The following is a 12,884-nucleotide window of genomic DNA, read 5'->3' on the forward strand; positions in this document are numbered from 1 at the left end:
TCCTAAAAAAATATTTTGTCTGGGCAAATTCATATCACCGCCTTGAAAGACGGTGCAAAAAATACGGTTCTATTTGAGCGTATTTTCAAACCCAATTATTCCCCAAAAACCATCAACACCGGCAATGCTTTATTGTCAAAATCGAAAACAGCCTGGTTTTCCCATGGTGATGCGTCGGTGGCTTCCGGGCCTTTCCACGCAATGAGTTCGGCTCCCCAGTAACAAAAGCCACGGCCTTTTTCCACTTCGTCAAACGAAATTTGTTTGATCCGTTCGATAAACTGTTGCTGTCCCGTTTGTGTGGCCGGGTAATCGGGCTGAATCAACTGGTCGTTTTGCCCCACAATGTTGTTGGTCCAGTCGTTCCAGGCAAGCGTAAAAGGGTAGGCGGTTTCAGCCAGTACAATTTCTTTGTTAAAGGTTTCACTCAGGTTGGTCATGGTAGTTTTCAGGCTCGTTAAACTTTTGCCATGCCAAATAGGATAGTACGATAATCCAATCATGTCGTAATCGAGGTTACGGACCACATTAAAAAACCAGTCGGCATTGTTGAGGCCTGCATAATGGATCATAATTTTTGTGGTCGACGAGTTATCGCGTACAGCCTGAATTCCGTTTTCCATCAACTCCAGAAACTGGAAAGTCTGGTCCTGAATGTTTCCTTCAGGATGTAAAAAACCACTGTTAATCTCGTTCCCGATCTGAATGTAGTCAGGCGAAATTTCGGTCATTATTTTTTGTGTGTAGGCATAAACGCTGTCTTTTAAAGCCGGGTAAGAAATGTTGCTCCAACGTGCCGGTTTGTTTTGTTGTCCCGGATCGGCCCAGGTATCGGAATAATGAATCGTTAGCCAGATCGCGAAACCTTTGGCCTTTAGCTGGGTGACAAAAGTTTTCACCTCGTTAAACCCCGAATGTTCGTTCTCCGGATCGACCCACAAACGCAGGCGAACCGTATTTACACCATTCTCTTTTACAATGTTGAGAAAGTCTTTTACATTGTTTTCATGATCGTAAAATGTTGGGTTGCTCAATTCAATTTCAGGTAACTGCGACAAATCCATGGCCGAAATCAGTTCCTTAGTTTCCGGATCGGGAGTCGGATCAACCGGATCCTTATTATCGTCGGAGCAGGCAGCAAAAAATAGAACTGCCACCAGTAGTAAGTGTATCCATTTAATTCGTTTCATCTTTTCTGTTTTCTTATCATTTTCAGAATAACAAATGTACTTTTCATGGGAACAAGAACCAACTTCAGTAGCCCTAAATTTGCTCCACATTAGGCAGTTTGTAACTTTTGTAAGCACCGGCTAGTCCAAGAACCGACAACAGTAGAATCACGCCTTCAACCGACAGCAACGAAACCAAAGCACTTAAGCCACCTACCATTAAAAGTATAATGCCAATAACGGTATTGCTAACCGACACGTAGCTGGTGCGCTCATTTCCGGTGGCCATATCGATTACATAGGTTTTGCGGCCCAAACGAACGCCCTGATGGGCAATGCCTAAAATAAACAGCACAACCGGGTAGAGCCATTTTGCACTTCTCAAGGCCTCGAAATACGAAATGGTGAAAAAGATAAATATGCCAAGAACGGAAGCGATAAGCACCGCCACCGCCATAATATTTTTGCTCGACTTATCGGCATATCTGCCCCAAATCGGCGAGCTTACTATCGATGCAACACCTTTGGCAATAATAAACAAACCGAGCAGGTAGGCCTCTTTACCCACATGCTCCTGCGCCAGTACAACATAAAACGGAGCCGACAAAGCGGTACATAAAAGCAGGGTGCGGGCAATAATAAAATCGCGGAAATGTTTATCGGTTTTTAGCAATTTAAATCCCGATAAAATGCTTTCGGTGTTAGAGGACTTCTCTTCAACCGGGCTTGGGAATTCCTTAATTCGTGAATAAATAAATGCTGCCACCAGCCAGGTTGCCGATGCAAAAAAGATGATATTGGTGTAAAAGTTTATGGTGGTATCTTTTTCCGACTGATACAACATAAACAAACCTGCCACCAGAACCAATACTCCCGACACCGAAACGGAATAACCTTTCATACGCCCGCGGCGGGTTTTGGGGATGGTTTTCCCGATAATGTCTTTCGAGGTCAGCGAGCTCATACTTCGCGATAAACTAAAAAGTACAACCGCAGCCACGATTAGCCATCCGGCAGTAAAGCCTTTAAAGTTCAGAGCAATAATACCAATGGCGCCGATGGCCAGAAACTGCAATAAAGCCCCAATTACCCATAGCCATTTTCGTATGGCGCGTTTGTGGATAATGGGAACAAAAAACACCTGTGGCACCATCGACCCCGATTCGCGCAACGGAACAATTAAACTAATCAGGTACACCGGTGCGCTTACATAGCTCATTAACCAGGTTAAAACGGTTTTGGGGTTGCTCAGCGTATCGCCAAGCTGGGTAAATACATTACTGAAAATTTGTAAAAAGAAGTTGCGGGGAACATATTTGCATGCCTCGTCGGTAATGTCGGTGCAAACACCTTTTTTGTCTCCTTTATTCAGGTAATGGTAAAGTCTCTCAAACATGCTTTGTTTCTCTGTTCAGCTATATTTTTGAAAATTACTGGTATAACATTTTTTCAGAGCTATGGTTTGTTGAGGCTGGGATTTATTTGTTTTTCTCGATGGCAACCAAATCTATTGTGTGTGTTAAAAGCTCCGATCCTCCCAAAGCACCGTGCCCCGGAACTATTACTTTAGCATCAGCATATTTGGTTTTTACCTGCTGAGCCGTTGTGTCCCAGTCTTCTACAATTGCATCACCCAGATTGCCGAGATTTCTCGAATTGGCCGATTTTACCAAACAGCCACCGAACAGAATCTTTTCCGATGGAAGGCAAACCGTAATGTTGTCGAACGAATGACCGGCACCAAAGTAGCGGCATTCGATGGGCTCGCCGTAAAAATCAAAAATCAGCGAGTCGGTGAAAGCAGTTAACGGTTCTTCGATTCCCAGTTCTTTGCATTTACCGATGGTCATCGAATTTGCAATTGATTCCACTCCGATGCGGTGAAGGTAGCTGAGGCCTCCCAAACAATCGTCGTGGAAATGACAGGCGATAAGTTTTTCCACTTTGGCAGAAAACGAATCCTGAATGTATGTTGTAAGCTTTTGGGTTTTCTCATTATCCATCGGCGAGTCAATAAGCAAGGCATGGCCATTTCGGATAATGACCAAACCATTGGAAGAAAAGCGGCCAAAGTTTTCCAGTTCGTCAAAGGTAATATGCAGAAAAACCGAATCCTGAAGATGTACCAGTTGGATATCGTCGTTAATCACAATTCGGTCACTGGTTTGCGCATCACAGAAAGTGATTGTGATTAGTCCGATTATCAGAAGAACGATGCTTTTGTTGTTCATTTTGTTTCTGGTTGTTGTTGACTTTTTCGTTTTTAACGGTTTAGCTATACGAAGTGCAGGTCTTTTAAATGCTTAACAGCCGCGAATCACTTTGCCAAATCATGAACGACGAATTGACCTTGTTTGCAACAAATTAATTCACCCTGTTTTTGAATAGTTTGCGGATTAATGAAACTAATTCGTGTTTTTGTATTGGTTTTGCAATGTAATCGTCGCAACCCGCTTCAATTGCTTTTTCTCTGTCGCCCAATTGTGCAAAAGCAGTTTGTGCTATAATTATCACATCCTTATTTAATTCGCGTATTTTCCGCGTTGCTTCGTAGCCGTTTACAACAGGCATTTGAATATCCATCAGCACTAAATCAACATCAGGATTATTTTTGCATGCCAGAATTGCCTCCATTCCTGATTGAACATTTATTATTTCGTGCGCGAAATCGTTAACAGAAATGGTAAGTAGTTTATTAGATATTTCATCATCGTCAGCAATTACTATTTTCAGATTTTTGTGTTGTACCGGATCTGCTTTTATGGCATCAGATTCAACAATTTCAGATAGGTCTCCTTTATCATATGCTATTGTGAAATAGAATGTTGATCCAATGTTTTTTTCGCTTTCCAGCCATAATTTACCCTCCAGCATGTCGATATATGCTCTGGCAATTGCCAAACCTAAACCGGCACCTTGCCTTGCCATTTTATCTTCAATATCAGCTTGTACAAACCGTTCAAAAATTGCAGTCTGCCTGTCTTTTGGTATTCCTATGCCGGTATCTTTTACAAAAAACTCCAGTTCAGAGCCCGGGGCTTTCAAATGATATCCAAACTCAATGCTTCCTTTGTCGGTGTATTTAATCGCATTTTTTAGCAGATTGGAAAGAATTGCATAAAGCTTGTCGCTATCTGTATTCAGCACTGCATTCTTATCCGGTAAGCCTTTTATCAAACGTAATTCAATTGATTTTCGGTTGGCTTCTTCTATAAAAAAACCATATAAATCTTCCAAAACCTGATTTACATTCAATTTCGTGTTAACCACAGCCATTTGCCCCGATTCGATTTTGGAAATATCAATAATGTCGTTAATAATATTGAGCATGCGATCGCCACTTTTAACTATGATGTCGACATACTTATTGTGCTTTTCATTTTTAAGGTTTGCATCTTTTAATAAATTGGCAAATCCCAGAATACCATTCATCGGGGTTCTGATTTCGTGACTCATATTGGCCAGAAAAGCCGATTTCAGCCGGTCGCTTTCCTCTGCTTTTTCTTTGGCTTGTGTTAACTCAAACTCGGTTTCTTTGAGTTTGGTTATGTCAAAGGATATTCCTCCTATTCCCGGCTTATCATCAGGTAATTGAATAAAAAACTTATAATCGTGGAGCCACGTTTTTTTATTGTTCAGGATACATTCGTATTGTAATTTCATTTGTTTTGTCTGCGAAGTCAAAATCTCCTGATCAGTTTTCTCAAGCATTGCAGCAATATGTGGTTCAAAAATAGTTTTCGCCGAACTGTTTTGTTCTTCACCTGCTACCTTATTTACCATATCTACCATTCTGTTCCGGTAAATATGATTTAGCTTGCTGTCTTTTATGTAAACATAGGCAGGGGTGTTTTCCATGAACGTTTTAAAAATCTGTTCGCTATGTTTTATTTTTTTAGTGGCTATTTTAACCTTATAACGAAGTAGCCCAATAAAGATTATCAAAATTAAAACGATAATTAATGTCAAATAGATCAGTTCTTTTAACCATTCCGGGAAAACCTCTATCGCCCCAACTTTATCGTGCGACCATTTTTGGCGGGCAACATTAAAAACTGAATTTCTATCGTGTTTCCAGCTGATCAAATAGTTATCTAAAAGTTCTAAAAGCTCATTGTTTGAGTCTTTCTTTACGGTTAGAAAAATATCAAATGGATTTAAAATAATCCCGGTGGATAAAAGTCCGTATTCAACCGATTTGGGAGAACCAAATGTATTGTTAACAACACCGGCATCAACCTTTTTATCGTGTATTAATTTGAAGACTTCTTCAAAATCTGCCACTTCAATAAAAGAACAGTTTATTTCCAGTTTTTCAATAAGCTGTTTTAAGTGCCCGCCATTATAATCCATTTTCATAATGGCTATTGTTTTCCCTTCCAAGTCTAAAATCCCGTGAATTTCTGAATTGGGGAGTGTATAAACTTCGCTCCAAACGGTTAGTAAGGGCGTGGGTACGTAATCCATATAATTCAAGCGCTCATCAGTAAGTGCAACGCTTGTCAATACGTCAATCTCTCCGTTTTTAATGCGTTCAAGTCCTTCTTCCCATGAACCGTAAACGTAAACAAAGTTTATATTTTCTTTTTTCCCGAGTTCAGTCAACGCATCAACATAAAACCCTTCAATCTCTCCATTGTCAGCCTGGAAAATCCCGGGATAAAAGTTAAAAGCACCAACTTTAACAACTTCCTGTGCTTTTGAACTTCCCAGAAATGAGATAAATAAGAAAAAAAGATAAACTGTTTTTTTCATATGATTAGTTGACAATAATCGACAATTGTTCCGATAAAGCGTTTTTGCAATGTAAGAAATTTTTCAGCATTGGCTTTATGTAGGTGTATGTTAACATTAATATCCATCTTATTTCGTGTATTATTGCGAGCTGTTGTATTACAAGTGTTTTCAGAAAAAATCGGGTTGTTTTCAGCTACTGTATTGTAAGAACAGGTTTTTAATGGGTTCGTCAATTTTGATTTTCACACCAATAAAAATAATATTTTTCCAACAGATTGGAAATAACCGGTATATAGCTGTTTTTATTTTCCGGCCAGTTCGCGAATGGTTTGCCGAAGTATATTAACTTCCAGCTCCAGCTCTTTAACCCGGTTTTGCAGGCTTGCATTTTCTTCTACCTGTCCCTGATCGGCACAATCGGGTTCTGCATAGGGGAATTTGGTGCCCAGTTCGCGAAAGAAGTTGTATTGCAGTAAATCGCTCAGGTCGGCCAGCTTTTGCACCTGTATGGTAGGGCGGTGTAACATTCCGTTAACCGAAGTGGGGTGCAAATTTAGTTCCCGGGCAATGTCGGCACCTGTAATGTTCCTGCTTTTCATTACTCTTTTTACGATCGGAAGTACTGAAATCTTCTCCATAAGTATTCGTTTAATAGTATTTACCTTTAAATATATGTAAAAAACATAATAGGATAGGTACAAAGCATTAAACGCGATGCTAATAACATCAAGCTCGATGCTAATAGCTTCGAAAAAGATGTAAAAAGCATTTAAAAATAGTTATATAAGATTTAAAAAGATGTAATAAGTATTTATAAGAATGTATAAAAGCTCGAAAACTATTGAATAAGCCTATGTTTTGATGTGCGGAAGTACCTCGTTTGATCTAAAAGCTTCATCTTAGTTGGGAAAGCATGTGCTGGTCGGTTTCCAGATGGAGCAGTAGAACAGTTAAGCGATAAAATAAAAGCCCGGCATAAAACCGGGCTTTTGAAAACTATTTTTCTTTAGCAGAACTGCACTTTTAGCTTGCCGCGCTGCTTCATGATAAGATCATTATTTCAGCGAAACCTGTTTCTTTAAACGAATATCGGCCGATGAAGCGCCAACCAGCAATTCAATATCGCAAAGGTCGTTGGCCCAGGCCTGGGTTTCTTCGTTCCAGTATTGCAGGTCTTCCACCGGAATTTCCAGTGTTACGGTTTGGTTTACACCCGGCTCAAGCGGCACGCGTGTAAAAGCTTTTAGCTCTTTAAACGGCCATTCAACCGATGGGTTAATACGGTGCACATACACCTGAACCACTTCTTCGGCAGCCATATCTCCGGTGTTGCTCAGGTTAAACGACAACGAAATAGTTTCGTCGGCACCGTAACTTTCCTGCGTGGTATTTATATCGGCATACGCAAATTCGGTGTACGATAAACCGTACCCAAACGGATACATTACCGGTTTGTTTTTGGTGTCGAACCAGCGGTAACCCACAAGCGACTCTTCCGAATAATAAGCCGTGTTCGGATCGTTTTCCAGTTTACCGTCGGCAGCATGTGCTTCCGATTCCTTCTCTTCAACAAGGTCAACAAAAATATCGCCTTTTTTTGCTCCCTGCGGATAGCTGCCCAGCGCATAAGCCGGCGAATCTTCCAGTTTTATTGGCAGGGTAAAAGGCAAACGTCCGCTTGGCGAAATATTTCCAACCAGGATGTCGGCCAGTGCATTTCCGCCTTCGGTACCGTTAAACCACGATTGCAACAAGGCTTTCGACAGTGGTTTTACGGTGTTTAAATCGTTGGGCGCGCCGCTAACCAGCACAGTTACGATATTTTCGTTTACCGCACTAATTTGTTGAATTAAATCATCCTGTCCCGATGGCAGGAAGATGTTTTCGCGGTCGTTGGCTTCGGTTTCCACGGCACGGTTGTCTCCACCAATGAATAACACAATATCGGCTTTGGAAGCCAGTTCAACCGCTTCTTTATTTAGCCTTTTGTTCAGTACTGCTTTTTCTTTATCCTCACGGTCGATATCTTCCTGTGATTTGCCACCGAAAATACGTGCAAAATCCAGCTCCACCGGAACATAACCCTGTGCATACTGAATTTCGGCTCTGTCGCCAATTCTGTTTTTCAATCCTTCAAGCGGAGTAACTTCGTACAGCGTTTTAACGCCTGCACCAATACCTCCGTTACCCATTTCGCGAACGGCGTTTTCGCCAATTACAGCAATCAATGGTTTTTTACTTAAATCGAGTGGAAGGATACCTTCGTTTTTCAGCAGCACTACCGATTTACAAGCCACATCATAAGCAATTTTCTGGCTTTCGGGTTGCGAGGTAACTACCTGGTTGGCCTCTTCGGCAGGAATGGGCTCGATTGCCAAACGCACACGCAGAATCTCGCGTACACGCTGGTCAATCACTTCTTCCGAAACAGCACCGGCTTTTACCGAGTCGAGCAGGGCCGTGCCCAAATAACGGCTGTCGGGCATTTCAACGTTCAGTCCGTGTTTTACCGATTCAACAGAAGAATGTGTACCATTCCAATCTGATACCACAAAACCACCAAATCCCCATTCATTGCGCAGAATCTGGTTCAGCAGCACGTCGTTTTCGGCGCACCACCAGCCGTTTACTTTATTGTAGGCCGCCATTACACTGTAAGCATCTGCTTCCTGAACAGCCGCTTTAAATGGTGGCAGGTAAATTTCGCGCATGGCACGCTCGCCAACAATTACGTTTACCGTTCCGCGGTTGTTCTCCTGGTTGTTCAGCGCATAATGTTTTAAACAGGCCGCAACACCATTGTCCTGCGCACCTTTTGTGTACTCAACTGCCAGTTGCGAGCTTAGGAACGGATCTTCGCTCATGTACTCGTAGGTACGTCCGCCGGTAGGAATTCGCTGAATATTAATGGCCGGCCCAAGAATTACATCTTTTCCTCGTAAACGGGCTTCTTTTGCCATTCCTGTTCCGTAAGCATAAGCCAACTCCGGGCTCCAGGTGGCTGCGAGCGCCGATCCGGTAGGGAAGAAAGTGGCTTTGTCGTTTTCCCAGCCAAGCGGTGCCCAGCTTTTGGGTTCCATTTCCTCGCGAATACCAAAGGGCCCGTCGGCATAAACCATGTCGGCAATACCCAGGCGCTCAACTCCGGCCGAAACAAACATGTATTTTCCGTGCAGCATATTTACTTTTTCGTCCAGTGTCATTTGTGAAATGATACCGTCGATTTTTTCGTCGTACTGCAACAACGACGAGGTAAAAGTTTTTGTTTTCGAAGATTCTTCTGTACATGCTCCGAGCAAAACTGCCAAAAGCATTACGATTGTGATTTTGTAGTTCATAGTATAATTTGGTTTTATAATTCTTTTCGCCTCAGTAGCGTTGCAAATAACACTCCGGTATAAAAAAGCGTTAAAATATTTTCATATGGTAAAAATAACAAAAAGAAATAGATTACAAGTCTAATTGGTTTCAAAATGTCATAATAACACAATGGAATTTTTGATCGGGTGATTGTTTTTTTTCGCTTCGATAAAAATGCTGATATTTGCAGCACAAAAAATTTGATAAAAATGACAAAACAAAATATTCCGGCTGTACTTGGTATGGGCAACGCTTTGGTTGATGTAATCTCGGTTTTGGAGAGCGATGCTTTACTTGAGCAGTTTGGATTACCACGAGGTAGTATGACGCTGGTTGATGCCGCTCAGTCGAAAACAATTTACGATGCTACTTTCTCTGAAAAGAGTGAGGTGGCCACCGGCGGATCGGTTGCCAATTCCATTCGTGCCTTAGCCAACCTGGGCGGAAAGGCCGGATATATGGGAAAGATTGGCCGCGATGATCTGGGTGATCTTTTTCGTAACGACTTCGAAAAACGAGGTGTAAAAACACATTTGTTCCACAGCGAAAATGCCACAGGAAGAGTGATGGGACTGGTTAGTCCTGATTCGGAAAGAACCATGGCAACCTACCTGGGCGCTGCTGCCGAAATGCTTCCTGAAGAGGTGACCGAAGAGCTGTTTGCCGGCTACGAATATGTTTACATCGAGGGCTACCTGGTTTTTAATCACGACCTGATAAAAGCCTGTGCCGTGGCTGCCAAAAAAGCCGGGGTGAAAATCGCTGTCGACCTGTCGAGCTTTAACGTAGTGGAGGCCAACCTCGAATTTCTGAAAGAACTGATTCGTGATTATGTGGATATTGTGTTTGCCAACGAAGAGGAAGCCAAATCATACACTGGACTGGATCCGGAAGCTGCACTTCACGAAATTGCAAAAGGCGATAAAATTGCCGTTGTAAAAGTGGGGAAAGAGGGGTCGATGATTAAACAGGGCGATGCGGTTGCCCGTGTTGGAGTTATTCCGGCAAAAGCACTGGATACCACCGGGGCGGGAGATGCCTATGCGGCCGGTTTCTTTTATGGCCTTACCAATGGTTACGACCTGGAGAAATGTGGCAAAATTGCCGCACTGGTTTCAGGGAAAGTAGTTGAAGTTATGGGGCCAAACCTCGCCGACGAACAATGGCCGGAAGTAAAAGCTGAAATTGCAAAGATTGTTGGTTAAAATTAAAGCAAAAAAAAACTGTCATTTCGATCAGTCGGCTGACGGAGAGAAATCTGCTAAAGATTTAGCTTCGCTGATTTTCAATTCTCAGCCATTCTTCCTTCGAAATGACAGTTTTTATTTTATATCTAAGCTACTGAAATAAACCGTGGATTTGTGCATCGATCCTGTCGATAACAAAACTCAGGTCTTCGGGATTGGCTGTAAAATCAAGGTCATCCACATTAATCACCAGCAATTTCCCCATTTTATAACTACTTATCCAGTTTTCGTAACGCTCGTTTAGCTGTTTCAGATAATCCAAACGAATCGAGTTCTCGTATTCACGGCCCCGCTTCTGAATCTGGTTTACCAGCGTTGGAATCGATGCGCGCAGATAAATCAGCAAATCAGGCGGCTGAATCAGGCTGGCCATCAAGTCAAATAACGATTTGTAGTTGCCAAAATCGCGGGTGCTCATCAATCCCATGGCGTGCAGGTTGGGAGCAAAAATTTCGGCATCCTCGTATATTGTACGGTCTTGTATAATCGTTTTTCCCGACTTGCGGATATCGATAATCTGTTTAAAACGCGAATTCAGGAAGTATATCTGCAGGTTAAACGACCAGCGTTGCATGTCGTTGTAAAAGTCATTCAGATACGGATTTTCGTCTACGTCTTCGTAATGTGGGGTCCATTTATAGTGTTTCGCCAAAAGTCCGGTCAGTGTTGTCTTACCGGCACCAATGTTACCCGCTATCGCAATGTGCATATTCAATAATTTTTTTTTGAAATTCTAAAGTATAAAAAAATTACCTGCCGGACCCCAGAATGTTCATAAGTTCGTCGAGATATTTTCGGTTATTGGCCAGGCGAGGAATTTTATTCTGCCCGCCAACTTTACCACGTTGTTTCATCCAGTTGTAAAACGTGCCTTTTGGTGCCACCGTAAGATGCAGCATTTCAAGGGTCATGTTTTTATGGCGCTTGGCTTCGTAATCCGAGTTCAGCGTTTTTAACGAATTATCCAGTATGGTTTTAAAATGATCGATGTCTTTTGGTTCTTTGGCAAATTCAATAATCCACTGGTGAGCTCCTTTGCTGTTGTCGCTCATAAATACCGGTCCGGCAGTGTATTCGTTTACAATTGCCCCGGTGTGGTGGCAGGCAATTTTCAGTGCTTGCTCGGCATTGTCGATGATTAGCTCTTCGCCAAAGGCATTAATAAAATGTTTGGTGCGGCCCGTTACTTTTATCTTGAACGGGTATTTGCAGGTAAATTTTATGGTGTCGCCAATTACATAACGCCACAACCCGGCATTGGTAGAAATTACCATGGCATAATTTTGGTCCAGTTCCACATCTTTAAGATTAACAACCGTTGGATTTTCGCTGCCAAATTCCGACATCGGAATAAACTCGTAGTAAATACCATAGTCGAGCATTAATAGCATATCGTCCTGGTGCTCGTTATCCTGGATGCCAAAAAAACCTTCCGAAGCATTGTAGGTTTCCACGTAATGCATTTGCGGCGACGGAATAATTTTCCGGTACTGTTCGCGATAGGGCTCAAAATTTACACCTCCGTGCGCAAACACTTCCAGGTTGGGCCACACTTCCAGCAGGTTCGATTTGCCGGTTTTTTCCAGCACGCGTTTAAACAATACCAGGTACCACGACGGAACACCTGCAAAAGCAGTAACATTCTGGTCGAGGGTGGTATCGATTATCTTTTCTACTTTCTCTTCAAATTCTTCGATAAGGGCAATTTCTGCTGCCGGTGTCCGGAACAGATCCGACCAAAAGGGTTCGTTCTCAATCATAATTGCCGACAAATCGCCATGAAACGAATTGTTGTTAAAAGAGCTGACACGGTGGCTGCCTCCCAAAGTCAGTATTTTTCCTTTTAAAACTTTCGATTCGGGATTGGAGGTAATATACTGGGCAAAAATATCTTTTGGGCCGCGCAAATGGCATTCTTCCAGTGCTTCGTTGGTAACCGGAATAAACTTGCTTTTGTCGCTGGTGGTTCCGCTCGATTTGGCAAACCACTTTACCTCGCCCGGCCAAAGCAGGTTTTTTTCCCCCTGACGCAAACGGTCGATGTATGGTTTTACATCTTCGTAGGTCTGCAAAGGCATTGCTTTTTGGAATTCGCGGTACGAGGTTACATCATCAAAATTGTGTGCTTTGCCCCATTGCGTATCTTTTGCGCTTTGCAAAAGCTCAAATAAGGTTTCACTTTGAATTTCATGTGGATATTCGCGGTAATACTGTATTTGGTAGGCACGTTTTATATTCACCCACTTGATAACTGAATTTATGAGAGGCATCTGTTTCGTTTAATTTTATGAAGTCCAAATTTATGAATAAATGTATCAAATATGCAATCAAAAGTCATCTTGAAAAGGGCAATAATTGCGCGTCCTGAAAA

The 12,884-nt window shown here is 42.3% G+C and carries 9 protein-coding genes; 1 reads left to right on the forward strand and 8 read right to left on the reverse strand.

What is annotated here, in order from left to right; all coding sequences use genetic code 11:
- Positions 1-95 precede the first annotated feature (95 nt).
- From LH29_RS05460 to LH29_RS05485, 6 genes are all read right to left on the reverse strand, one after another.
- Positions 96-1,190: a glycoside hydrolase family 53 protein gene (locus LH29_RS05460; RefSeq protein ID WP_045026524.1), complete on the reverse strand. Its 1,095-nt coding sequence runs from the start codon at positions 1,188-1,190 to the stop codon at positions 96-98.
- 73 nt (positions 1,191-1,263) lie between these two features.
- Positions 1,264-2,565, reverse strand: coding sequence for an MFS transporter (locus tag LH29_RS05465; protein ID WP_045026526.1), 1,302 nt, complete (start codon positions 2,563-2,565; stop codon positions 1,264-1,266).
- Between the two features lie 82 nt (positions 2,566-2,647).
- On the reverse strand, positions 2,648-3,400 hold the full coding sequence (bla, locus tag LH29_RS05470; protein ID WP_045026528.1) for a subclass B1 metallo-beta-lactamase: 753 nt from the start codon (positions 3,398-3,400) through the stop codon (positions 2,648-2,650).
- Between the two features lie 133 nt (positions 3,401-3,533).
- Positions 3,534-5,924 carry an ATP-binding protein gene (locus LH29_RS23660; protein ID WP_052670619.1) on the reverse strand — a complete coding sequence of 797 codons (2,391 nt, stop codon included), beginning with the start codon at positions 5,922-5,924 and terminating at the stop codon, positions 3,534-3,536.
- 284 nt (positions 5,925-6,208) lie between these two features.
- Positions 6,209-6,544, reverse strand: a complete 336-nt coding sequence (locus tag LH29_RS05480; protein WP_045026531.1) for a hypothetical protein — start codon at positions 6,542-6,544, stop codon at positions 6,209-6,211.
- Between the two features lie 417 nt (positions 6,545-6,961).
- Entirely contained in the window at positions 6,962-9,244 is a 2,283-nt protein-coding gene (locus LH29_RS05485) for a glycoside hydrolase family 3 C-terminal domain-containing protein (RefSeq protein ID WP_045026534.1), read from the reverse strand.
- 231 nt (positions 9,245-9,475) lie between these two features.
- On the opposite strand from LH29_RS05485, the gene LH29_RS05490 reads away from it, so the two are divergent.
- Positions 9,476-10,471, forward strand: a complete 996-nt coding sequence (locus tag LH29_RS05490; RefSeq protein ID WP_045028772.1) for an adenosine kinase — start codon at positions 9,476-9,478, stop codon at positions 10,469-10,471.
- A gap of 133 nt (positions 10,472-10,604) precedes the next feature.
- Here LH29_RS05490 and LH29_RS05495 read toward each other — a convergent pair whose 3' ends face one another.
- Positions 10,605-11,222: a deoxynucleoside kinase gene (locus tag LH29_RS05495; RefSeq protein ID WP_045026537.1), complete on the reverse strand. Its 618-nt coding sequence runs from the start codon at positions 11,220-11,222 to the stop codon at positions 10,605-10,607.
- 40 nt (positions 11,223-11,262) lie between these two features.
- Positions 11,263-12,783: a GH3 auxin-responsive promoter family protein gene (locus LH29_RS05500; protein WP_045026540.1), complete on the reverse strand. Its 1,521-nt coding sequence runs from the start codon at positions 12,781-12,783 to the stop codon at positions 11,263-11,265.
- Between the last annotated feature and the right edge of the window lie 101 nt (positions 12,784-12,884).

Origin of the sequence: Draconibacterium sediminis, assembly GCF_000949475.1 — a bacterium.
GTDB classification, from domain to species: Bacteria; Bacteroidota; Bacteroidia; order Bacteroidales; family Prolixibacteraceae; genus Draconibacterium; species Draconibacterium sediminis.